Source organism: Aeromonas sp. QDB68 (genome assembly GCF_027707405.1).
In the GTDB taxonomy this organism is placed as follows: Bacteria; Pseudomonadota; Gammaproteobacteria; order Enterobacterales; family Aeromonadaceae; genus Aeromonas; species Aeromonas caviae.
Window position 1 is genome coordinate 44,080 of sequence record NZ_JAPCIQ010000002.1, and the last position, 23,578, is coordinate 67,657.

At 63.2% G+C, this 23,578-nt stretch carries 24 protein-coding genes; 19 read left to right on the forward strand and 5 right to left on the reverse strand.

The features are described from left to right. The first annotated feature begins 42 nt into the window (after nt 1-42). The 4 genes from PG892_RS00880 to lnt all read left to right on the forward strand — a co-directional run bounded on the left by PG892_RS00880 (nt 43) and on the right by lnt (nt 4,249). Nucleotides 43-1,101 carry a PhoH family protein gene (locus PG892_RS00880; RefSeq protein WP_010673771.1) on the forward strand — a complete coding sequence of 353 codons (1,059 nt, stop codon included), beginning with the start codon at nt 43-45 and terminating at the stop codon, nt 1,099-1,101. Then, the gene (gene ybeY, locus PG892_RS00885; protein ID WP_010673770.1) at nt 1,098-1,562 is read left to right on the forward strand and encodes an rRNA maturation RNase YbeY; all 465 of its coding nucleotides are present in this window, start codon (nt 1,098-1,100) and stop codon (nt 1,560-1,562) included. The genes PG892_RS00880 and ybeY overlap by 4 nt, the downstream gene beginning before the upstream one ends. Nucleotides 1,563-1,657: 95 nt before the next feature. Continuing rightward, nucleotides 1,658-2,539 (forward strand): CNNM family magnesium/cobalt transport protein CorC, encoded by an 882-nt coding sequence (gene corC / locus PG892_RS00890; protein WP_010673769.1) that lies wholly within the window; start codon nt 1,658-1,660, stop codon nt 2,537-2,539. A gap of 180 nt (nt 2,540-2,719) precedes the next feature. Beyond that, nucleotides 2,720-4,249, forward strand: a complete 1,530-nt coding sequence (gene lnt / locus PG892_RS00895) for an apolipoprotein N-acyltransferase (protein WP_010673768.1) — start codon at nt 2,720-2,722, stop codon at nt 4,247-4,249. 85 nt (nt 4,250-4,334) lie between these two features. On the opposite strand, the gene PG892_RS00900 is transcribed toward lnt, so the two are convergent. Next, the gene (locus PG892_RS00900; protein ID WP_029314098.1) at nt 4,335-4,823 is read right to left on the reverse strand and encodes a zinc ribbon-containing protein; all 489 of its coding nucleotides are present in this window, start codon (nt 4,821-4,823) and stop codon (nt 4,335-4,337) included. A 242-nt stretch (nt 4,824-5,065) separates the two neighbouring features. Here PG892_RS00900 and leuS point away from each other — a divergent pair, with 242 nt between their 5' ends. From leuS to PG892_RS00975, 15 genes are all read left to right on the forward strand, one after another. Continuing rightward, a complete protein-coding gene (gene leuS / locus PG892_RS00905) occupies nt 5,066-7,642 on the forward strand; it encodes a leucine--tRNA ligase (protein WP_010673766.1) in 2,577 nt (858 codons plus the stop codon). A gap of 112 nt (nt 7,643-7,754) precedes the next feature. Next, a complete protein-coding gene (locus PG892_RS00910) occupies nt 7,755-8,237 on the forward strand; it encodes an LPS-assembly lipoprotein LptE (RefSeq protein ID WP_010673765.1) in 483 nt (160 codons plus the stop codon). A 27-nt stretch (nt 8,238-8,264) separates the two neighbouring features. Next, a complete protein-coding gene (gene holA / locus PG892_RS00915; RefSeq protein ID WP_010673764.1) occupies nt 8,265-9,299 on the forward strand; it encodes a DNA polymerase III subunit delta in 1,035 nt (344 codons plus the stop codon). Then, nucleotides 9,293-9,946, forward strand: coding sequence for a nicotinate-nucleotide adenylyltransferase (gene nadD / locus PG892_RS00920; RefSeq protein WP_010673763.1), 654 nt, complete (start codon nt 9,293-9,295; stop codon nt 9,944-9,946). Before holA ends, nadD begins: the two co-directional genes overlap by 7 nt. 212 nt (nt 9,947-10,158) lie before the next feature. Next, a complete protein-coding gene (gene rsfS / locus PG892_RS00925; protein ID WP_010673762.1) occupies nt 10,159-10,500 on the forward strand; it encodes a ribosome silencing factor in 342 nt (113 codons plus the stop codon). Nucleotides 10,501-10,521: 21 nt separating this feature from the next. Then, complete coding sequence (gene rlmH / locus PG892_RS00930) at nt 10,522-10,989, forward strand: 23S rRNA (pseudouridine(1915)-N(3))-methyltransferase RlmH (RefSeq protein ID WP_005298242.1); 468 nt, start codon at nt 10,522-10,524, stop codon at nt 10,987-10,989. Nucleotides 10,990-11,053: 64 nt separating this feature from the next. Then, complete coding sequence (mrdA, locus tag PG892_RS00935; RefSeq protein WP_010673761.1) at nt 11,054-12,967, forward strand: penicillin-binding protein 2; 1,914 nt, start codon at nt 11,054-11,056, stop codon at nt 12,965-12,967. Further along, nucleotides 12,964-14,067: a rod shape-determining protein RodA gene (gene rodA, locus PG892_RS00940; protein WP_010673760.1), complete on the forward strand. Its 1,104-nt coding sequence runs from the start codon at nt 12,964-12,966 to the stop codon at nt 14,065-14,067. Before mrdA ends, rodA begins: the two co-directional genes overlap by 4 nt. Then, entirely contained in the window at nt 14,067-15,065 is a 999-nt protein-coding gene (gene mltB / locus PG892_RS00945) for a lytic murein transglycosylase B (protein WP_010673759.1), read from the forward strand. Before rodA ends, mltB begins: the two co-directional genes overlap by 1 nt. Continuing rightward, the gene (locus PG892_RS00950) at nt 15,007-15,930 is read left to right on the forward strand and encodes a septal ring lytic transglycosylase RlpA family protein (RefSeq protein ID WP_029314093.1); all 924 of its coding nucleotides are present in this window, start codon (nt 15,007-15,009) and stop codon (nt 15,928-15,930) included. The genes mltB and PG892_RS00950 overlap by 59 nt, the downstream gene beginning before the upstream one ends. Before the next feature lie 165 nt (nt 15,931-16,095). Next, entirely contained in the window at nt 16,096-17,325 is a 1,230-nt protein-coding gene (locus PG892_RS00955) for a D-alanyl-D-alanine carboxypeptidase family protein (protein WP_010673757.1), read from the forward strand. A 279-nt stretch (nt 17,326-17,604) separates the two neighbouring features. Next, nucleotides 17,605-17,868, forward strand: a complete 264-nt coding sequence (ybeD, locus tag PG892_RS00960; RefSeq protein ID WP_010673756.1) for a DUF493 family protein YbeD — start codon at nt 17,605-17,607, stop codon at nt 17,866-17,868. A gap of 93 nt (nt 17,869-17,961) precedes the next feature. Beyond that, nucleotides 17,962-18,654, forward strand: coding sequence for a lipoyl(octanoyl) transferase LipB (gene lipB / locus PG892_RS00965; RefSeq protein WP_010673755.1), 693 nt, complete (start codon nt 17,962-17,964; stop codon nt 18,652-18,654). A gap of 85 nt (nt 18,655-18,739) precedes the next feature. Next, nucleotides 18,740-19,705, forward strand: a complete 966-nt coding sequence (gene lipA, locus PG892_RS00970) for a lipoyl synthase (RefSeq protein ID WP_010673754.1) — start codon at nt 18,740-18,742, stop codon at nt 19,703-19,705. A gap of 146 nt (nt 19,706-19,851) precedes the next feature. Further along, on the forward strand, nt 19,852-20,340 hold the full coding sequence (locus PG892_RS00975; RefSeq protein WP_010673753.1) for a GNAT family N-acetyltransferase: 489 nt from the start codon (nt 19,852-19,854) through the stop codon (nt 20,338-20,340). Between the two features lie 33 nt (nt 20,341-20,373). On the opposite strand, the gene nqrE is transcribed toward PG892_RS00975, so the two are convergent. The 4 genes from nqrE to PG892_RS00995 all read right to left on the reverse strand — a co-directional run bounded on the left by nqrE (nt 20,374) and on the right by PG892_RS00995 (nt 23,490). Further along, complete coding sequence (gene nqrE / locus PG892_RS00980) at nt 20,374-20,973, reverse strand: NADH:ubiquinone reductase (Na(+)-transporting) subunit E (protein ID WP_010673752.1); 600 nt, start codon at nt 20,971-20,973, stop codon at nt 20,374-20,376. Nucleotides 20,974-21,164: 191 nt separating this feature from the next. Then, complete coding sequence (locus tag PG892_RS00985; RefSeq protein ID WP_010673751.1) at nt 21,165-21,458, reverse strand: hypothetical protein; 294 nt, start codon at nt 21,456-21,458, stop codon at nt 21,165-21,167. Nucleotides 21,459-21,764: 306 nt separating this feature from the next. Continuing rightward, nucleotides 21,765-22,268, reverse strand: coding sequence for a GNAT family N-acetyltransferase (locus tag PG892_RS00990; protein WP_010673750.1), 504 nt, complete (start codon nt 22,266-22,268; stop codon nt 21,765-21,767). Between the two features lie 40 nt (nt 22,269-22,308). Next, nucleotides 22,309-23,490: a MerR family transcriptional regulator gene (locus tag PG892_RS00995; protein ID WP_010673749.1), complete on the reverse strand. Its 1,182-nt coding sequence runs from the start codon at nt 23,488-23,490 to the stop codon at nt 22,309-22,311. Nucleotides 23,491-23,578 lie beyond the last annotated feature (88 nt).

The window sequence follows — 23,578 nt, forward strand, 5'->3', positions numbered from 1 at the left end:
TCCCCCGCCCCCTGGCGGGGGAACAACCGATAAGAGGACACCTTGAGCCGACACATCTCCACCCTGAATCTGCATCTGGAACCCGCCGACAACCAGCGCCTCGCCAGCCTGTGCGGACCCTTTGACGACAACCTCAAGCAGCTGGAGCGCCGTCTCGGCATCGAGATAAGCTACCGGGACAACCACTTCCAAGTGATCGGCAAGCAGGCCCAGGTGGAGGCGGCTGCCGTCATCCTCAAGCACCTCTATGTGGAAACCCAGCCCCTCAAGGGGAGCAAGGTGAGCGACATCACCCCCGAGATGGTGCACTTGGCGGTGCAGGAGTCCCGCGTGCTGGAGCAGGACGACGAACCCGCCCCTTCCCTGCCGTATGGCAAGGAGGTCACGGTCAAGACCAAGCGCGGTCTCATCAAGCCCCGCAGCCCGAACCAGGCCCAGTACATCGCCAATATCGTGCGCCACGACATCAGCTTCGGCATCGGGCCCGCCGGGACCGGCAAGACCTATCTCGCCGTGGCCGCCGCCGTGGATGCCCTGGAGCGCCAGGAGATCCGCCGCATCCTGCTGACCCGCCCGGCGGTGGAAGCCGGTGAGAAGCTCGGCTTTCTGCCCGGCGATCTTTCCCAGAAGGTGGACCCCTACCTGCGCCCCCTCTACGACGCCCTGTTCGAGATGCTGGGCTTCGAGCGGGTGGAGAAGCTGATGGAGCGCAACGTCATCGAGGTGGCGCCGCTTGCCTACATGCGCGGCCGCACCCTCAACGACGCCTTCATCATCCTGGACGAGGCCCAGAACACCACCACGGAACAGATGAAGATGTTCCTGACCCGCATCGGCTTCAACTCCAAGGCGGTGGTGACCGGCGACATCACCCAGGTGGACTTGCCTCGCAGCACCAAATCCGGTCTGCGCCACGCCCTGGAGGTGTTGCAGGGGGTCGATGGTCTCTCCTTCAACTTCTTCGAGTCCAAGGACGTGGTGCGCCATCCCGTGGTGGCCCGCATCGTGCAGGCCTACGAGGCATTCGATGCCCAGCAGGCGGCCGAGAAGAGCGCAGCCACTCCCCGCAACGAGAACACCAGCAAAGAGAGTGCCCAATGAGCGTGACCCTGGATCTGCAACTGGCCTGCGCCAGCACGGACGGCCTGCCGACCGAGGCCCAGCTGCAAGGCTGGCTCGACGGCACCATTCTGGGCTTCCAGCCCGAGGCCGAGGTGACGGTGCGCCTGGTGGACGAGGCGGAGAGCCGCGAGCTCAACCACACCTATCGCGGCAAGGACAAGCCCACCAACGTGCTCTCCTTCCCCTTCGAGGCGCCACCGGGTCTCGAGCTGCCACTGCTCGGGGATCTGGTGATCTGCCGCCAGGTGGTCGAGGCCGAAGCCGTCGAACAGGGCAAGCCCCTGATGGCCCACTGGGCTCACATGGTTGTGCATGGCAGTCTGCATCTGCTAGGTTATGACCATATCGAGGACGAGGAAGCCGAGGAGATGGAGCAGCTCGAGCGCGACATCATGCAGGAACTGGGCTTCGCCGATCCTTATCTGAACGACGAAGAGTAACGAACCGGATGGTCATCGTCTTGAAACAGCCGATGCCCATCCTCATATAGCCACAACGATTTCAAGTGTGTTCATACGAGTAACCAAGAGAGAAAATGACCGACGATCACCCTAGTACCGGCTCGCCGAAGAAAACCTGGCTCGACAAACTCAGCCAACTCTTCCAGGGCGAGCCAAAAGACCGCAACGATCTGGTAGAGGTCATCGCCGATGCCGAAGAGCGGGACCTCATCGATCAGGACACCAAGGACATGATCGAGGGCGTGCTCGAAATTGCCGAGCTGCGCGTGCGTGACATCATGATCCCCCGCTCCCAGATGGTGACCATCGAGAAGTCCCAGCCGGTGGACGAGTTCCTGCCAGTCATCATCGAATCCGGCCACTCCCGCTTCCCGGTGATCAACGAAGACAAGGATCACGTGGAGGGCATCTTGCTGGCCAAGGATCTGCTGCCGTTCGGTTTTGGCGGCCAGCATGCCAGCGAACCGCTCCAGCTGGAGAAGATCCTGCGTCCCACGGTGATCGTGCCGGAGAGCAAGCGGGTCGATCGCCTGCTCAAGGAGTTCCGGGAAGAGCGCTACCACATGGCCATCGTGGTGGACGAATTTGGCGGTGTCTCTGGTCTCGTGACCATCGAGGACATTCTGGAGCTCATCGTCGGCGAGATTGACGACGAGTTCGACGACATCGAGGACGAGCCGGAAGAGATCCGCCGCATCAGCAAGCGGGTCTTCTCGGTGAGCGCGCTGACCGAGATCGAGGACTTCAACGACTTCTTCGGCACCCAGTTCAGCGATGAAGAGGTGGACACCGTCGGCGGTCTGGTGATGCACGCCTTCAGCCACCTGCCCAAGAAGGGTGAAGAGATCGAACTCGACGGCTACCTGTTCAAGGTGATGCACGCCGATCGCCGTCGCCTGCAACAGTTGCAGGTGAAGATCCCCGAGCATCATGCGGCGGCGCAGCCGGAGTCCTGATCCCGCCCAACCCCACGCACATCCCGCGCCCCTCTCGTCAGGGGCGCTTTTTTTGCCTCTCTCCCGCCGCGCGACCGCCCCTGGGCCCACGCCGACCGCGAGGCTCGCCGTTGACCCGGTTTGCGGTTAAGATGTCGGCCATTGTGTTTCCATTCAGTCCAATTCGAGCCCCGATCCCCCGTGAAATCGAAACTCCTGACCAGCCTGTTTGCCATTGCCAGCGGCGCCATCGCCGTGCTGGCCTTCTCCCCTTTCGGCTACTGGCCCCTGGTGATCCCCTCCCTGCTCGGCCTTTACGCCCTGCTGGACAAGGCCACCCCCAAACAGGCAGCCTGGCGCGGCTTCGGCTACGCCATGGGTCTGTTCCTGCCCGGGCAGTGGTGGATCCACGTCAGCATGACGGAGTTTGGCGGCATTCCGCTGCCAGCCGCCTTCGTGCTGCTGGCCGGGCTCTGCGCCTATCTCTCCCTCTATCCGACCCTGGCCTGCTGGCTCTTCGCCCGCTTCTTTGCCGGCCGCCACTGGAGCCGCTGGCTGCTCGCCTTCCCGGCGCTCTGGCTGATGGCCGACTGGCTGCGGGGCTGGGTGATGACAGGCTACCCCTGGCTCTGGTTCGGCTACACCCAGATAGACGGCCCCCTCAAGGGCTTCGCTCCCCTTCTCGGGGTGCAGGGCATCACCCTCGCCCTGCTGCTCACCGCCTCCGCCCTCTGGCTGGTATGGCAACACCGCAAGCCGGCCTGGCTGCTGCTCCCCGTCGCCCTGGTGGGCGCCGCCCAGGGGCTGATGCAGCTCAACTGGGTGACCCGGGGTGAACCGGTCAAGGTCGCGCTGGTGCAGGGCAACATCGAGCAGTCCCTCAAGTGGGATCCGGAGGCCCTGGTGCCGACCGTGCGCAAGTATCAGGATCTCAGCCGCGAGAACCAGGATGCCGACATCATCGTCTGGCCGGAGTCCGCCATCCCAGCCATCGAGAAGGAGATGGGTACCTATCTGGAGAGCCTGGACAAGGCGATGAAGGTGAACGACACCGGCCTGCTGGCGGGGATCATCCATTACGATCTGAAACAGCAGCGCTTCTTCAATACCGTACTCGGCATGGGGGTACAGGATGCTGAGGGCAAGGAGTCCTACTACTACGAGCACAAGAACCGCTACTACAAGTACCATCTGCTGCCCATCGGCGAGTTCGTGCCCTTTGAAGATCTGCTGCGTCCCATCGCCCCCTTCTTCAACCTGCCCATGTCCTCCTTCAGCCGGGGGGACGAGGTGCAGCCAAACCTGATCGCCAAGGGGCTCAAGTTTGCCGCCGCCATCTGTTACGAGATCATCTTCCCGGACGAGGTGCGCCGCAACGTGCAGTCGGATACCGACTTTCTGCTGACCGTCTCCAACGACGCCTGGTTCGGTACCAGCATCGGCCCCTGGCAGCACATGGAGATCGCCCGCATGCGCGCCCTCGAGCTGGCCCGCCCGCTGCTGCGCGACACCAACACCGGCATCACCATCGTCACCGAGATAGACGGCAGCATCATCGCCCAGATCCCGCAGTTCGAGGCTGGAGTATTGCGTGCCGAGGTACGCCCCGCCCACGGCCAGACCCCCTATCTGCGTTTTGGCAGCTGGCCCATGTATGGCCTGGCCGCCGCCCTGCTGGGGCTGGCCCTGTGGCTGCGCCCACGTGCCCACCCCTGGGCGCGCAAGGGCTAAGACCACACAACGCCAATAAACAAAAGAGGCGCCCTTGGGCGCCTCTTTTTATGGTTTGGCTTATGGCTTGGCACAGTCTGGCGGCTCAAGGAGACAGCGGCTCGCGATGATATTCATCGGCCCCACACTCCGGGCAGGTGTCAAGCTGCTCCGGGTGCAGCACGGTATGGCGCCACTCGCAGTGATCGCACACCAGCACCCCGAGTCCCACCCAGTCCCCCGCCCGGTAGACCCCCTTGTGTTCCAGCTCGTCCGCCAACTCCTGCCACTCCACCTGGGTACGGTCGGTCACGTCCGCCAGCCAGGACCAGGCGGTGTCCTTGAGCGCCAGCATGAAGGCGGACTCCTCCACCTGCTCATCCTTGCGCCCTTCGTCATAGTTGCCCAGATCCCGCTTCACATACTCGGCGATCAGCGCCAGCTCGTCCTGGGTCAGATCCCCGGCCGCCTCCAGATAGGCCTGCACCTTGGCGATCATCCGGTTGAGGTGCTCTCCCTGAAACGCTTCCGTCTCTTCCCACTGCTTCTTGAGCTGGGCGATAAAGGCTTCATACCCTTGTCGACGTTTGTCCATGGCCATCACTCCTCTGCTGAATCCCGATCGAGCCAGACCCTGACCTCGGGCTCGGCGGATACGGGCGGCGGTTGCCATTCTCACTTCGTTGCGACTCTTGCGGCTCTGCAAATCCTCGCGGGTACCGGACCTGGCCCGAGACCGGGCGGATGCTGGCGGTTGTTGCCGCCGCAGGATATGGGTATTCTATCGGGATTTCCCAGCCGTTTTATCTATTCATTTCACAGATCCGGATGTCACCAATGCAAGAGCAATACGTTCCCCAATCCATAGAACCAGCAGTGCAGAAGCACTGGGATGCCAAGAAAACCTTCAAGGCGGTGGAGAAAGTAGACAAGGAAAAGTTCTACTGCCTCTCCATGTTCCCCTATCCGTCTGGTCGTCTACACATGGGGCACGTTCGCAACTACACCATAGGTGATGTGATCTCCCGTTATCAACGGCTCAATGGCAAGAACGTGCTGCAACCCATCGGTTGGGACGCCTTCGGCCTGCCGGCAGAAAACGCCGCCATCAAGAACAACACGGCGCCGGCCCCCTGGACCTACGAAAACATCGAATACATGAAGAACCAGCTGAAGATGCTGGGTCTGGGCTATGACTGGGATCGGGAGCTGGCCACCTGCAAGCCGGACTACTACCGCTGGGAGCAGTGGTTCTTCACCAAGCTCTACGAAAAGGGCCTGGTCTACAAGAAGACCTCTTCCGTCAACTGGTGCCCGAACGACATGACGGTGCTGGCCAACGAGCAGGTAGTGGACAACTGCTGCTGGCGCTGTGACACCCCGGTGGAACAAAAAGAGATCCCTCAGTGGTTCATCAAGATCACCGACTACGCCGAAGAGCTGTTGAACGACATCGACAATCTGGAAGGCTGGCCGGAGATGGTCAAGACCATGCAGCGCAACTGGATTGGCCGCTCCGAAGGGGTCAACATCAGCTTCAATATCGACGGTCAGGCCGAGCACCTCGAGGTCTACACCACCCGTCCGGACACCTTCATGGGTGTGACCTATGTGGGCATCGCCGCCGGTCACCCGCTGGCGCAGCAAGCAGCCCAGAACAATCCGGAGCTGGCCGCCTTCATCGAAGAGTGCAAGAACACCAAGGTAGCCGAAGCTGAACTGGCCACCATGGAGAAGAAGGGCATGGCAACCGGCCTCTACGCCATTCACCCGCTGGATGGCCGCAAGGTGCCCGTCTGGGTCGCCAACTTCGTGCTGATGAACTACGGCACCGGCGCCGTGATGGCGGTACCGGGTCACGACCTGCGTGACCACGAATTCGCCACCAAGTACGGCCTCGAGATCAAGCCTGTCATCAAGCCGGTTGATGGTGACGTCGACGTGAGCGAAGCGGCTTATACCGAGAAGGGCGTGCTGTTCAACTCCGGCGAGTTCGACGGCCTCGACTTCCAGGGTGCCTTCGATGCCATCGCCAACAAGCTGGAAGGGCTCGGCAAGGGCAAGCGCACCGTCAACTACCGTCTGCGCGACTGGGGTGTCTCCCGTCAGCGCTACTGGGGCGCTCCCATCCCCATGCTGACCCTGGCGGACGGTACCGTGGTGCCGACCCCGGAAGATCAGCTTCCGGTACTGCTGCCGGAAGACGTGGTGATGGATGGCATCCAGAGCCCGATCAAGGCCGACGCCGAGTGGGCCAAGACCACCTACAACGGCCAGGAAGCGTTCCGCGAGACCGATACCTTCGACACCTTCATGGAGTCCTCCTGGTACTACGCCCGCTACTGCTCCCCGGACTACGACAAGGGCATGCTGGATCCGGCGGCTGCCAACCACTGGCTGCCGGTGGATCAATACATCGGCGGCATCGAGCACGCCTGTATGCACCTGCTCTACGCCCGCTTCTTCCACAAGCTGCTGCGTGATGCGGGCCTCGTGAACAGCGACGAGCCGTTCAAGCGCCTGCTCTGCCAGGGCATGGTGCTGGCCGACGCCTTCTACTACAAGGATGAGAAGGGCGGCAACGTCTGGGTCAGCCCCCTCGACGTCAAGGTGGAACGTGACGACAAGGGCCGCATCACCAAGGCGGTCGACCTTGAGGGTCGTGAAGTGATCCACTCCGGCATGACCAAGATGTCCAAGTCCAAGAACAACGGCATCGACCCGCAGTTGATGGTGGAGCGTTACGGCGCCGATACCGTCCGTCTGTTCATGATGTTTGCCTCCCCGGCCGAGATGACCCTGGAGTGGTCCGACTCCGGCGTAGAGGGTGCCCAGCGCTTCCTGCGTCGCCTGTGGCGCATCACCTTCGAGCACGTATCCGGTGGCGCCGTTGCCGCACTGGACGTCGCCGCCCTCACCAGCGACCAGAAAGCCGTGCGCCGCGAGCTGCACAAGACCATCGCCAAGGTGAGCGACGACGTGGGTCGCCGTCAGACTTTCAACACCGCCATCGCTGCCATCATGGAGCTGATGAACAACCTGGCAAAACTGGGCAGCGACGCTCAGGATCGCGCCCTGATGCAGGAAGCGCTGGAAGCGGTCGTGGTCATGCTCTACCCCATCACCCCGCACATCGGCTTCGAGCTGTGGAAGATGCTGGGCAAGGAAGGGGACATCGATGTCGCGGCCTGGCCGGTGGCCGACGAAGCGGCCATGGTCGAGACCGAGAAGCTGGTGGTGGTGCAGATCAACGGCAAGATGCGCGGCAAGCTGACCGTGCCGGCCGAGATAAGCCAGGCCGACGTCGAGAAGCTGGCCATGGCCGATGCGTCCGTACAGAAGTTCACCGACGGTCTGACCGTGCGCAAAGTCGTGTACGTGCCGGGCAAACTGCTCAACATCGTGGCCAACTGATGACGCCTCCCCTGGCGGCGGCCGACGGTCTGGGCCAGGGGCTGACGACACACGGATGATGACGGCGGGCCCTGCGCCCGCCGCTCTTCCCTTCATGCAAAGAGGATTTTTTATGGGCACCATCTTCACGCGCTGGATGGCCATCGTGCTGGCAGGACTGTTGCTGCAGGCCTGCGGTTTTCAGATGCGGGGCACCGCCATTCCCCCCGAACTGATGACCATGAAAGTGGTCGGTGACAACAAGAGCGACTTCTACCGACTGGTCACCACCCGCCTCAAGGCCGCTGGCGTGCAGCTCGCCGACAAGGAGGGCATCCCGGTGCTGACCCTGGCCGGGGTACGTAGCCGCAGCCAGGTCGCCTCCGTCGACTCCATCGGCCAGGACCGCGAATACCTGCTCAGTTACAGCACCCAGTTCACCGTGGTCATGCCGGGCAAACCGACCCAGGTCTTCCCCATCACCTTCAACCGCAGCTTCCTGAACAAGCCGGATGCGGCACTCGCCTCCTCCCGCGAGCAGGAACAGCTCGGCAAGGAGATGCAGGAGCAGGCCGCCAACCTGGTTATTCGCCAGCTCAGTCAGGTCAAGTTCTGATGCGCGTATCTTGATGAGAGGGTGTTGATGAGAGTCTATCCCGAGCAGTTTGCGGATCATCTCAAGGCAGGGCTCAAGCCCTGCTATCTCATTTTTGGGGACGAGCCCCTGCTCAAGCTGGAAGCCGTCGACGCCGTGCGCCAGGTGGCACGCAAACAGGGCTTCGATGAACGCCACAGCTTCGTGGTGGAACAGGGGCTGGACTGGAACCAGGTCTACGATGCCTGCCAGGCCATGAGCCTGTTCTCGGCCCGCCAGATCATCGAGCTGGAGCTGCCCGCCAAGATCGACAAGGATCTCGCCGCCCGCATCAGCGACATTGGCAAGCAGCTCCACCCCGACCTGCTGCTGGTGCTCTCGGGCCCCCGCCTCAACCAGACCCAGATGAAGGCGGCCTGGTTCGACAAGCTGAGCCAGAGCGGCACCTATGTACCGGTCAACCACCCCGAGCCCCGCTTCTTCCCGCGCTGGATGAGCGCCCGCTTTCAGCGCTTCGGCCTCAAGGCACTGCCGGATGCGGTCAACTTCATGTGCCACGCCTACGAGGGCAACCTGCTGGCCGCGAGCCAGGAGATCGAGAAGCTGACCCTGCTCTCGCCGCCCCAGCCCATCAGCGTCGCCTATCTGCAGGAGACCATCATCCGCCACGCCCACTTCACTCCCTTCCAGCTCGTCGATACCCTGCTGGAAGGAAAGGTGAACCGGGCCCAGCGCATCCTGCTGGCCCTGCGCGCCGAGGGCACCGAACCCGGCATGCTGGCCTGGACCCTGTGCCGCGAGCTGGAGCAGCTCACCGAGCTGGCGCTGGCCGCCCGCGCCGGACAGCCCCTGGTGGAGCATTTCAGCCGCCTGCGCATCTGGCAGAGCCGCCAGCAGCTCATCCAGCAGGCGCTGACCCGGCTTCCCTTCCCCAAGATCCGGCAACTCTGGCAACTGATGGCCCAGCTGGACCATGCCCAGCGCCATTTCGACACCGAACAGGCCTGGCTGATGCTGCAAACCATCGCCCTCGGCTTTCGTGACGGTACCCCGCTCCCCCTGCTGGAGACGGAATCATGCTGACACCGCCCATCGGGATCCTCGGCGGCACCTTCGATCCCATTCACATCGGCCACCTGAGGCCCGCCATCGAGGCACGGGACGCCCTGGGTCTGGCCGAGGTGCGCCTGCTCCCGAACCATATCCCGCCCCACCGGGCCAATCCGCTCTGCTCCAGCGAGCAGCGGCTCGCCATGGTCCGGCTCGCTGCGGCGGACAACCCGGGATTCGTGGTGGATGAGCGGGAGCTCAGGCGCGACACCCCCTCCTGGACTATCGACACCCTTGTCGAGTTGAGGAGCGAGCTGCCGGACACCCCGCTCTGCTTTTTGATGGGGATGGATTCCCTGCTCGGCCTGCCGGGCTGGCACCGCTGGCAGGAGCTGCTCGATTACGCCCATCTGGTGGTGAGCTGCCGCCCAGGCTGGCAACCGGATTATTCCGTCCAGGTTGCCGAGCTGCTGGCCCGCCACCAGACCCGGGACATTCAGGATCTCCATCGCCAGCGCCACGGTCATGTCTGGCTTTGTGACAACCTGCCCGTCGAGCTGTCGGCCACACGCCTGCGTGCCCTGCTCGCGGCAGGCCAGGATCCCAAATACCTGCTGCCCAACCCGGTCGCCGACTATATCCGGCGCCACGGGCTCTACCGCTCATCGGCAACGCAGTAAACGGCGCCACGCAGGCGGATCAGCCGACACGTCCGGGCGCACCGGGCCCGGCCCTGACTATTGCCAGGCCGGGTTGCACACTATAGTGATCGTCAAGGGGCCCCTCCCCCACGGGACGCCTCCCCGGGCGATGCTCCCTTTGCCAGGCTGGGAAACGGGAGTGACCATGATATAATCCGCCGCCCTCTGGCGCCGGAAGATAGGAGAAGACATTGCAAGGCCAAGAATTGCTCGCCTTTATCGTCGACAAGATCGATGACATGAAAGGCCGCGACATCATCACCCTCGATGTGCGCGGCAAATCCAGCATCACGGACACCATGATCATCTGCTCCGGCAACTCCAATCGTCACGTCAGTGCCATCGCCCACAACCTCGCCAGCGAGGCCCGTCATGCGGGGCTCGACCTGCTGAGCGTGGAAGGGGAACTCACCGGTGAGTGGGTGCTGGTGGACATGGGGTCGGTCATCGTCCACGTGATGCAGGATGAGTACCGCGACTTCTACCAGCTGGAAAAACTCTGGAGCGGCGCCGCCCAGGTCAATTCGCAATAAAGGGCGACAGCGTAACCAAAGATGAAGATCCAGTTGATTGCCGTGGGCACCAAGATGCCTGCCTGGGTAGAGCATGGCTTCGAAGAGTACCGTCGCCGCTTCCCCAAAGACATGCCGTTCGAGCTGGTCGAGATCGGCGCAGGCAAGCGCGGCAAGAATGCCGACATTCCCCGCATCCTGCAAAAGGAAGGGGAAGCCATGCTGGCCGCCGCCGGCCGCTCCCGTATCGTGACCCTGGACATTCCGGGCAAGCCCTGGACCACGGAGCAGCTCGCCGTGCAACTGGAAGCCTGGAAGCTGGATGGCCGGGATGTGGCGCTGCTGGTGGGTGGCCCGGAGGGGCTCTCCCCCGAGTGCAAGGCTGCCGCGGAGCAGAGCTGGTCTCTCTCGCCCCTGACCCTGCCCCATCCCTTGGTGCGGGTACTGGTGGCCGAGAGCCTCTATCGCGCCTGGAGCATCACCACCAATCACCCTTATCACAGAGAGTGACCCATGCCGACCCTGAGCATGCATTTCTCCTCTCTCACCCGCACGTCAGCCACAAGGTAACGGCATGCTGAAGAATCGCATTGAAATGCGCGATCACAGTGCCGAGGGACGTCTGTTCTTCCGGCGCACCCTGGTCGCCTACATCGGCATGGTCACCCTCATGCTGGTGCTGCTGGCTAACCTCTACTACCTGCAAGTAGAGTCTTACGAAACTTATCAGACCCGATCCAACGACAACCGCATCCGTGTGGTACCGGTGGCGCCGCCCCGTGGCCTCATCTACGACGCCAACGGTGTCCTGCTGGCGGAAAACCGCCCTGTCTACAGCCTGGAGATCGTGCCCGAAGAGACCGAGAACCTGGAGAAGACCGCGGACGACCTCATCACCCTGCTGGCCCTGCCGGAGGGGACCAAGGAGAAGTTCCTGGCCGAGGTCAAACGTCAGCGCCGCTTCAAGCCCGTGCCCCTGTTCGAGAAGCTGACCGAATACCAGGTCGCCCTCTTCTCGGTCAACCAGCACAACTACCCGGGGGCCAGCATCGAGGCCTACCTCAAGCGCTACTACCCGTTCGGCGATACCCTGACCCATGCCCTGGGCTACGTGGCCAAGATCAACACCCGTGACGTGGAGCGCCTCGAGAAGGAGGAGAAGCTCGCCAACTATGCCGCCACCAAGGACATCGGCAAACAGGGGGTAGAGAAGTACTACGAGGATCAGCTGCACGGCGTGGCGGGTTATCAGGAGGTCGAGGTGAACAACCGCGGCCGGGTGGTGCGCACCCTGAAATTCCAGCCCCCCGAGCCCGGCAAGGACATCTACCTCAACATCGACATCCGCCTGCAGTTGAAAGCCCAGGAGCTGCTGGCCGGCCGCCGGGGCGCCATCGTGATGATGGAGCCCAACACCGGCGCCATCCTGGCCATGGAGTCGAGCCCGAGCTACGACCCCAACCTGTTCGTGACCGGCATCTCCAGCGCCAACTACTCGGCGCTGCTCAACGATCCCGCCCGGCCGCTGGTCAACCGCACCACCCAGGGCATCTATGCCCCCGCCTCCACCGTCAAGCCCATGATGGCGGTGATGGGGCTCAATGAGGGGGCGATCACCCCCAATTACCGCTACTTCGGCGGGCCCAGCTTCTCCATCCCGGGCACCACCAAGAAGTTCCGGGACTGGCGCCGCTGGGGCCACGGCTGGCTCGACGTCTATCGCGCCATCGAGGTCTCGGCGGATACCTATTTCTACGATCTCGCCTACCGGGTCGGCATCGACAAGATCAACAGCTACATGACCAAGTTCGGCTTCGGCCAGTACAGCGGCGTGGACCTCTATGAAGAGACCCGGGGCGTCATGCCCTCCCGGGACTGGAAGATGGCCCGCTGGCGTCAACCCTGGTACCAGGGGGACACCATCTCCATCGGCATCGGCCAGGGCTACTGGAGCGCCACCCCGATCCAGCTCGCCAAGGCCATCAGCATCCTGACCCAGAACGGTCACGACGTGACGCCGCACCTGCTCAAGAGCACAGCCTCCTCCGATGGCGTGGTCAACGCCCCCATCAACCCGAACGTGGCCATCGCCGCCAAGAGCGATACCTACTGGCAGGTGGCCAAGGACGGCATGTGGCGCGTCATCAACGGCCACGAAGGGACGGGGCGCCGCGCCTTCGCCAATACCCCCTACAAGGCGGCGGGCAAGTCTGGCACCGCCCAGGTGGTGGGCCTGAAAGAGAACCAGGTCTACAACGCGGCCACCACCAAGGTGGAGCACCGCGACAACGCCCTGTTCGTCGCCTTCGCTCCCTTCGAGGCACCCAAGGCGGTGGTCGCCCTGGTGCTGGAGAACGCCGGGGGCGGCAGCGCCATGGCGGCACCGGTCGCCCGCCACATGCTGGATGCCTATCTGCTGCCGCCGGAACCCCAGTTGCCACCGGCACCGGAAAAGCCGTCCCAACCGAGTGAGGTCGTTTCCCAATGAGTAATTCTGCCCGCCAGCAGAGCATCTGGTACAAGCTGCACATCGACCTGCCGCTGCTGCTCGGCCTGCTGACCCTGATGGCCCTCTCCATGGTGGTGCTCTACTCCGCCTCGGGCCAGGATCTCGACTCCATCGTGCGCCAGCTGGTGCGCGGCGCCCTGGCCTTCGGTCTGATGATCGGCATGGCCCAGCTGCCGCCCTCCCTCTATGCCCGCTGGTCGGTGCCCCTGTTTGCGGTGGTGGTGCTGCTGCTCATCGCGGTGGACGTGTTCGGCCATATCGGAAAGGGGGCCCAGCGCTGGCTCGATCTCGGCTTCATGAAGTTCCAGCCCTCCGAGGTGATGAAACTCTCCATGCCCATCATGGTGGCCGCCTGGCTCAGCCGGCACTCCCTGCCGCCAAAGTTCAGCCATGTGATGATCGCCCTGGTGATGGTGCTGCTGCCCACCCTGCTGATCGCGGCCCAACCCGATCTCGGCACCTCCATCCTGGTGGCCGCTTCCGGCTTCTTCGTCATCTTCCTGGCGGGGATCAGCTGGTGGCTCATCGGGCTCGCGGTCTTGCTCATCTGCGCCTTCATGCCGGTACTCTGGTTCTTCCTGATGCACGACTACCAGCGCCAGCGGGTGCTGATGCTGCTGGACCCGGAGAAGGACCCGCTCGGTCGCGGCTATCACATCATCCAGTCCAAGATTGCGATCGGCTCCGGCGGCGTGTTCGGCAAGGGGTGGCTGCAAGGTACCCAGTCCCAGCTCGAATTCCTGCCAGAGCGCCACACCGACTTCATCTTCGCCGTCTTCAGCGAGGAGTTCGGTCTGGTGGGAGTGGCCCTCTTGCTGGTCATCTACCTCTACATCATCAGCCGCTGCCTGTTTATCTCCATGCAGGCCCAGAACAGCTTCGAACGCCTGCTGGGGGGCGCCCTGACCCTGACCTTCTTCGTCTATGTGTTCGTCAACATGGGCATGGTAAGCGGCATCCTGCCAGTGGTAGGAGTTCCCCTGCCACTGGTGAGCTACGGCGGCACCTCCATGGTGACCCTGATGGCGGGCTTCGGCGTTCTGATGTCCATCCAGACCCACAGGCGGCTGCTCGCCTGATGCGGCTCGGCTGGCTGGCTCTATCTCTGTGCACCCTGACGGCGGGTGCTGCCGTCTCGCCGGCCCGGCTCAGCCTGCTGGCCGAGCAGCAGCAGGTGCCGCTGGCAGAGTTGCAGGCCGCCGCCGCCCAGGCCAGCCTGCGCCAGGAGGTACTGGACACCATCCGCCGCCCCTGGGAAGCCAAGCCCTGGCACCGCTACAGGCCGCTGTTCGTCACCCCGGAGCGCATCCGGGACGGAGTGGGATTCTGGCAGCGCCATGCCGCCACCCTGGCACGGGCCGAGCAGACCTACCAGGTCCCCGCCTCCCTCATCGTCGCCATCATCGGCATCGAGACCTTTTACGGTCGACAGATGGGCCGCCATCCGGTGCTCGACAGCCTTTACACCCTGGGATTCCACTACCCAGAACGGGCGGATTTCTTCGCCAAGGAGTTTGCCCAGCTGGTGCTGCTTGCCCGGGAAGAGAAGTGGCCGCTCACCAATCTCAAGGGCTCCTATGCCGGCGCCATGGGCATGGGCCAGTTCATGCCCTCCAGCTACCGCCACTACGCGGTCGACTTCGACGGAGACGGCAAGCGGGATCTCTTCGCCAACCCGGCAGATGCCATCGGCAGCGTGGCCAACTACTTCGCCCTGCACCACTGGCGCTGGGGCGAGCCGGTGGTGGAGCCCGCCTTGATCGGATTGGCGCCAGTAGGTACCCTGCTTGCACCCGAGCCCGAGCTAAGACACCGCTGGGCAGAGCTGGCCGCTGCGGGCATAGAAGTCGCCACACCGCCGTCACCCGAGACGCCGGTAAAACTGCTGGCGATGGAGCAGGCCGAAGGACCGGAATACTGGGTCGCGCGCCACAATTTTTACGTGATCACCCGCTACAATCGCAGCCCTCTCTATGCGATGGCGGTGCATCAACTCAGTCAAGCAATCCAGGACGCTTATGCATTACAGCCACAAACTTCTTCCCCTCAGCCTGACCTTGTTGCTGGCCGCCTGTAGCAGCCAACCCGAGCCCCAGCCGCTGCCGCCAGAGCCCATCCCCCAGGAGAAGCCCCAGGTCATCGAGATTCCCCAGGCGACCGGCGCCATTCCCCGCCCCGAACCCATGAGCGAGAGCGGCAACCGGGACTACTGGATCGGCAAGCAGAAGTTTGAGGTGTGGCGCGACGTCAAGCACTACAGCGAGGAAGGCACTGCCAGTTGGCTCTCCCGGGATCTGGACGGCAACAAGACTGCCAACGGTGACGTGCAGGACAGCACCCTGTTCAGCGCCGCCCACCGCAACCTGCCCCTGCCAAGCTACGTGCGGGTCACCAATCTGGACAACGGTCTGGAGACCATAGTTCGCGTCAATGATCGCGGCCCCTTCGGCAGCGATCGCCTCATCGATCTCTCCCACGCCGCCGCCGCGCAGCTGGAGATGGTGGAAGGGGGTGAGGCCCGGGTGCGCCTCGAACTCATCACCGATCAGCCGGATCAGATGGTAGAGATGGTGCCCATGACCCCGATGACGCCCATGGAGCCTGCGGCGCCAGCAGCCAATTCCTTCGCGAACGAGACGCCGGCCCCCACGGCACCGGCCAAGGCCGCGCCTGCTCCTGCCGCCACGGCAACCACCACCGTCTCCCCCCCCAAGGCCGGTGCGACCCAGGGCAAGATGATCCAGGTGCTCGCCAGCGGCTCGCAGGCGCGGGCCGAGGCCATGGGCAAGGTGATGACCCAGCGCTATGGCGTGCCGTACCAGGTGGTGGCACATGGCGCCGTCTTCCGCGTCCTGCTCGGACCCGTGGCCAGCGACAAGCAGGCCCCTCTGCTCGAGCAGATCCGCCAGGGTGGGTTGGAGCAGGCCTTCATCGTGCCCTGATACCCGCCCCGACCTCGCGCCGGGATACGACGCGAGGTCGGGGACCATCCCATAAAATCCCGTCCAGGTCGCATCTCGGACTATGACCGACACGCACATCTGGTATAGTGGGGCCCGCTTTTTTTCAACTTGGGTACATCCCATCCAGGCACCAGGAATTTCAAGATGTCCAAATTTGCCCGCTCCGTTATTCTGGCCTCCCTGTTAAGCGCCACCGCTCAGGCCAACCAGCCTGTTCCGACCCCGGATTCGGCCCTGCCGAGTGCCCAGCCGGTCCCCACTTTGAACAGCGCCCCCATGGTGGTGCCTGCCGCGCCCGAGATCTCCGCCAAGGCCCACATCCTGATCGACTACTTCTCGGGCCAGGTGCTGGCCGAGCAGAACGCCGACGAGCGTCTGCCCCCCGCCAGCCTGACCAAGATGATGACCTCCTACATCGTCGGCGACGAGCTGCACAAAGGGAACATCAAGGGCACCGACATGGTGACCATCAGCCAGAACGCCTGGTCCAAGAACTACTCCGACTCCTCCAAGATGTTCATCGAGGTGGGCAAGCAGGTCTCCGTCGATGATCTCAACAAGGGCATCATCATCCAGTCCGGCAACGACGCCTGCGTCGCCATGGCCGAGCACCTGGCAGGCAGCACCGACTCCTTCGCCAGCCTGATGAACGCCTGGGCCGCCAAGCTCGGCATGAAGGACTCCCAGTTCAAGAACCCCCACGGCCTGGATGAAGAGGGCCACTACAGTACCGCCCGCGACATGGCCCGCCTGGGTCAGGCCCTGATCCACGATCAGCCGGAGGAGTACAAGATCTACTCCCAGAAGTCCTTCGTGTTCAACGGCATCACCCAGCACAACCGCAACCGCCTGCTGTGGGACCAATCCCTGCAGGTTGACGGCATCAAGACAGGTCACGTCAGCCAGGTCGGCTACAACCTGGTCTCTTCCGCCACCAACAACGAAGGCATGCGCCTGATCGCCGTGGTCATGGGGGCCAACAGCGAGGCCTCCCGCGCTGCCGAGAGCAAGAAGCTGCTCACCTACGGCTTCCGCTTCTTCCAGAGCCTGACCCCCTACAAGGCGGGCACCGAACTGGTCACCCAGAAGATCTGGATGGGCGACAAGCCGGAAGTGAAGCTGGGGGTCGACAAGGACGTCTCCGTGCTGGTCACCCGTGGCCAGGGCAACAACCTCAAGGCGGACTTCCAGCTGGAGAGCGAGCTGAAGGCGCCCCTGGCCAAGGGCCAGCGCGTCGGCACCGTGTACCTCAAGCAAGGGGACAAGGAGATCAAGCAGGTTCCCCTGGTTGCCCTGGAAGAGGTGCAGGAAGGTGGCCTGATGAGCCGCCTGTGGGATTACCTGGTGATGCTGGTCTCCAGCTGGTTCAAGTAACAGACCCTTCCTCAAGCAGCGGCGCCAACAGGCGCCGCTCCTGTCTTTTGCGGTCTGTCCAGTCAATAACCCTGTAATCTGCAGGTTCCGCCGACTGACGATTTGTGGTAAAAAGCAGCATTTCCACGTCTTGCCGCACCGCCGGGTCTTGATCCCGAGGCGGCTCATGCCCATATAGACTGGGAACTGTCCCCTGGGGGCAGATGAGGGGACCGTTTCGGCGGCCCTCAAAGACGTAAAGATGACGTCGCGTCCCGGCGACCCAGAAAGGTGAAGTAGATGAATACCAAGTTTGATGAACTGCTGGAGTTCCCCTGCAAGTTCCCGTTCAAGGTGCTTGGCGTGGCCGATCCCGCCCTGCCCGACATGGTGGTGGAAGTGCTGCAGCAACATGCTCCCGGCACCTACAGCCCGACCGTTCAACCTAGCTCCAAGGGCAACTATCACTCGGTACGGGTGACGGTCACCGCCCAGAGCAAGGAACACATCGAGGCCATGTATACCGCCCTTGGCAAGATCGAGCTGGTTCGTTACGTCCTGTAAGTTGCCTCTCTCGCCCCGCCACCGGGGCGACTGATTATTTGCCGCCCGGTCGCAGCGGCGACCGTACCGACACCGCGCCGCCAGTGAGGAAAGATGTCACTCGAAACGCCCGCCGAGCCACAACCGTCAGCCGGCCAACTGCTCGTCAGACAGCTGGGCCGTCGCCCCTACCAGCCGGTGTGGGACGCCATGAAGGCGTTCACCGACAATCGCACCCCCGACACCCCGGACGAGTTCTGGGTGGTGGAGCATGACCCCGTCTACACACAGGGTCAGGCCGGCAAGGCCGAACACCTGCTCGCCCCCGGCAACATCCCGGTGGTGCAGAGTGATCGCGGTGGCCAGGTGACCTATCACGGCCCGGGCCAGCTGGTGCTCTACGTGCTGGTGGATGTGCGCCGCAGCAAGCTCTCGGTACGGGAGCTGGTGACCTGCCTCGAAACCGCCATCATCAACACGCTCGCCAAAAGCAATATTGAGGCCTACGCCAAGGCCGATGCCCCGGGCGTCTACGTGAAGAGCGATCTGGGTATGGAGGCCAAGCTGGCGTCCCTGGGCTTGCGCATTCGCAAGGGGTGCTCGTTCCACGGGTTGGCCCTCAACGTCAACATGGACATGACTCCCTTCCTGCGCATCAATCCGTGCGGCTATGCGGGCATGGCCATGACCCAGACCAGCGCCCTGGGCGGCCCACAGAGCGTCGCCGAGGCACAGTCCCTGCTGGTGACGGAGCTGGCCCGCCTGATTGGCTACCAAGAGATCACGAATACCGAAGAGGCGGCATGAGCAACCCCATGCCCCGTGGTCACGAGGGAGCCGCAAGGCCTCTGGTGACCGTCAACCAGACAATAACAAACACCGAGAGTGAATCATGAGCAAACCCGTTCGTATGGAGCCGGGCGTCAAGCTGCGCGATGGCGACAAGATGGCCCTGATCCCGGTGAAATTCATGCCGGATCCCAACGAGGAAGTGCTGCGCAAGCCGGAGTGGATGCGGATCAAGCTGCCGCCGTCGAGCCAGAAGATCGAGCACATCAAGAGCACCCTGCGCAAAAACAAGCTGCACTCTGTGTGTGAAGAGGCTTCCTGCCCCAACCTGGCGGAGTGCTTCAACCACGGCACCGCGACCTTCATGATCATGGGCGCCATCTGTACCCGCCGCTGCCCCTTCTGCGACGTGGCCCACGGCCGTCCGTTGCCGCTGGATCCGGAGGAGCCGAAGAAGCTGGCGCTGACCATCAAGGAGATGGGGCTCAAATACGTGGTGATCACCTCGGTGGACCGCGACGATCTGCGGGACGGCGGTGCCCAGCACTTCGCCGACTGCATCAAGCAGATCCGCGAGCACAGCCCGCAGACCCGCATCGAGATCCTGACCCCGGACTTCCGTGGCCGGATGGAGCAGGCGCTGGAGGTGTTCCGCGAGACCCCGCCTGACGTGTTCAACCACAACCTGGAAACCGCCCCGCGCATGTACCGGGTCGCCCGGCCGGGTGCCGACTACAAGTGGTCGCTGGAGCTGCTGCGCCGCATCAAGGAGATGCACCCCCACGTGCCGACCAAGTCCGGCGTCATGATGGGTCTGGGCGAAACCAACGAAGAGATCGTGCAGGTACTCAAGGACTTGCGCGAGCACGGCGTCAACATGCTGACCCTGGGCCAGTACCTGCAACCGAGCCGCCACCACCTGCCGGTGAAGCGTTATGTGCCGCCCGCAGAGTTCGACGAACTCAAGGATGTGGCCATGGATCTCGGCTTCAGCCACGCCGCCTGCGGTCCCTTCGTGCGTTCCTCCTACCACGCAGACCTGCAAGCCAAGGGGGAAGAGGTCAAATAAGCCTCTTTTCCTGCTGGCAGAAAAAAGAGCGCCTCTGGGCGCTCTTTTTTTTATCGCCGTCACCGCGCAGGCAGCGGTTGTCCCTTTGTGATTGGCGCCGTTCTGGCGTAACGTGGCCACTCCCCTTCTCTGGAGTGCTGTGCCGGATGCCGACTCTCACCGTTCGCCTGATCCCCCTGCGTGACGCAGACTTTCCCGCCTATCGCGACTACTTCATCGAGGATTACGCCCAGGATCTTGCCAGCAACCACGGGATGGCGCTGCCTGACGCCCACCGTCAGGCCGACGCCTCGTTGCAGCAGCTCCTGCCACTGGGTGTCGCCACCCCGGGTCATCACCTGCTCGCCATGGTACCTGAAGCCTCGAACGCGCCGGGCGAGCCTCTGGGCTATCTCTGGCACGCCATCGACGGCGCCGCCGGCACCACCTTCATCTACGACTTCTATGTGACACCGCCCCATCGTGGTCGCGGCCTCGGCAAGGCAGCCATGGCCGCCCTGGAAGCGCAGCTCGCCCCCCTAGGCATCCACCAGATCAAGCTGAGGGTGGCCCATGACAACCCGAGGGCACTGGCGCTCTATCAGGCGCTGGGCTTCACCATCACCGGCTACAACATGGCAAAGCGTCTGGATTGAGCACCTTCATTGGGCCACCACCCGGCCCATGGCTCAGAGCGAGATGCCGGAAAAAGACATGAAGCCGAGGGACATCAGCCCGGCCACGATGAAGGTAATGCCGATCCCCCGTAGCCCCTCTGGCACATCCGAATACTTCATCTTCTGGCGCAACCCCGCAATGGCGACGATGGCCAGCAGCCAGCCCAGCCCTGAGCCCGCCCCGTAGACCACGGATTCGATGAAGTCGTAATCCCGCTGGGCCATGAACATCACCCCGCCGAAGATGGCGCAGTGCACCGTCAGCAGCGGCAGATAGATACCGAGCGCGTGATGGAGCGCCGGGAAATGTTTGTCCAGCACCATCTCCATCACCTGCACCAGGGCCGCCAGCACCCCGATATAGACGATGAAATCGAGAAAGCCCAGATCAAACTCCCCGAGGAAGGTACTCTCGGGACGCAGGATATGGCGGTAGATCAGGTTGTTGAGGGGGATGGCGATTACCATGACCACCAGCACCGTCATGCCCAAACCGAAGGCGGTGTTGATGTTCTTGGAAACGGCCAGGAAGGTGCACATGCCAAGGAAGAAGGCCAGCGCCAGGTTTTCCACAAAGATCGACTGGATGAAGAGATTGACGTAATAGTCCATGAATGAGTTCACCACTTGGTTGCAATAAGAGCACGTCCGCGCCCGGCCAACGGCCAGTCGCGAAGATGACGTTTACAGAGAGAGCTGGCGCAGCACCCGGTAATGACCACGGCAGCCGCCAGACTGCCGAGCAGCCCGGTCAGCGGTACTCAATGACGGGGATCAAACGGGCAGGCGCCCGGCTGGTGAACCTAGTCGCCCTGGCAGAAGCGATATTGCAGGTGGTGGCAGCGAAGCCGCCGTGTGTGCAGAGCGCCGAAGTAGTCGGGCCGCTGCCTGAGGTAGATGAGGGGCAGGAAGAACAGCAGGCCACAGAGCAGGCCGAGGATCTCGTGCTGGAACCAGGCCAGCAGCATCTGGTAGAGCTCGGCATGAGCGGCCCCTTCCAGTCGCCGTCCCTGCTCGAAACCGAGCCGCCACTGGGAGGCGGGCGGCAGGCTGACGTTGTCGGCAAGCCCCGGGTTCGCTGGCTCATGGAACAGCATCGGCCGCTCCTGCCCTTGCGTCTCCATTCCCTTAGTTGCAACGACCCCTGCCGCCGCCGCAGCGGCAAGCCAGAGAAGGCAGGCGATGGCAAGCACCATCGGCCATGACGAGGGGCGGCGAGAGGATGACAAGGGGGCTGTCCGTCAAGAAAAATTACAGGTGGAATATATCACAATACCGTCACTTATTGCATTTTCCACCATGAGATATTAACAGGAGCGATATTAAACACCGCCCCATTCCCTAAAACCGGCAAGGTTGCACCACCTTGAGAAAGCGGCTTTCATCTTCCTCAAGGTGAGGGCTTACCCCTGCTGGAAGGCCGGGTGGTAACACACTTCGCCACTGGGCATGGCAGCACCGAACGAGCGGGCCATGAAGTACTCGGCTGGCACGCCGGGCAGCGTCAACCCCGGCTCGGGCACGAAACCGAAACGGCCGTAGAAGCCGGGATCCCCCAGCACCACGCAGCCGGCCGCCCCTATCCCCTTGAGCTCGGCCAGACCCGCGTCCATCAGCCGTGACCCCAGCCCCCTGCCCTGAAGCGCAGGGGAGACGGAAATGGGGCCAAGGCCATACCAGTGCGGGCTGCCATCGCTGATGGTGACCGGCGAGAAGCAGAGGTGGCCGACCACCCGCCCCGCCTGCTCCGCCACCAGCGACAGGCTGAGTGCCCCGGCCTGGCGCAGGTCACGCACGATCAGCTGTTCGTTGTGATCGGTATGGGGGGCATTGAGGAACGCGGCCACGGTCAGCGCTTCAATGGCGTCGTGATCGGCGCCCGTTTCAGGTCGAATGAGAATATTCATAAGGTTTTCACCGTTTGTTATCTTGCAATGGATGACCTGATCAGACTGCCTGCAGGCAGCAGATCACATAGCCATAGCTGCCCAGGTATTGGCGGTGAATGGCCACTTCCCGGCTCAGATCCTGCCAAGCTGGGCTATCCCCCAGCTCGGCACTGTGGCGCGCCAGATTGCGCTCGATGGGATCCAGATAGTTGTCCCAGGCCCTTGGCGGCAACGGGGTGTGCCACAGACAGCGATAACCCGCCTCCTGCACCGTTTTGAGCAGGCCCGCCAGGGTCTGCATGGCGGGATAATCTCGCTGCCAGAACGCCAGCGCCTCCTCTGGGGGCGTGTCAGTCAGCCACACCAGGTCGCTCAGCACCAGGCAGGCATCAGGATCGGCAAGGTACGCCCGCCAGGCTTTGAGCGCATTGGCCACCCCTATGGTGTAGGCGCTCCCCTCGGCCCAGATGAGATCGGCGGGGACCAGGTCCGCCGGCAGCGCCGCCATGTTGGCGCACAGGGTGGTGACCTGCTCAAAGCCAGCCGCGCTGGCCGATCTCGCCACGGCGGCCAGCGCCTCCTCGTCCAGATCGATGGCCACTATGGTGGCGTCCGTCACCTGTGCCAGCGCCAGGGTGGCGGAGCCGCGCCCGCAGCCCATGTCGAAGATCCGGCGAGGCTGGCTGGGCAGCGCGGCAAATTGCTGCTGGGTGAAGAGGCTATCGCCCGGCCCCCAATAGCTCATGCCATCCAGCAGCAGCTTGAAATCCCGGATGTAGCGCTCATGTTCATTCATGTCTTTGCTGAGCCACTGCAGGTGGTAACGCGCTTTTTCACTGAATCCCTGCTTCATCACCCAGGCAAAGTAAGCCTGCGGGGCTTGATGCTGCAGTTGCCGCTGCCAGGCCTTGAACTCGTCGCCGGAGTGCGCACGCAAACCGGCGAGATCCGCCAGCAGATCCCGGGCGCGTTGCATCCGCGCCAGCTCTTCATCCAGCTCCCTGACCCGGGCCTGCAATGCCGCCTGATCTATCTCGCCAGCCAGACAGGCGAGGCACTGCTTGAGGCTGAGACCACCTGCCTGCAGGGCCTGTACCATCCGCAGCCGCTGCAGATCGTCATCGTCGTAGTGGCGATAGCCGTTGGCGCCCCTCGTGCCCGTAATCACCCCCAGCTTCTCGTAATAGAGCAGGGTAGAGCGGGCCAGGCCGCAGCGCCGGGCCAGTTCGGATATTTTCATGACAGCGACTCGCAGTGGGGTCCGTGACCCGATGAAGGGAAGCTTAAACTGTGAAGCAATAGACGGGTCAACGACAACATCCGGGTTA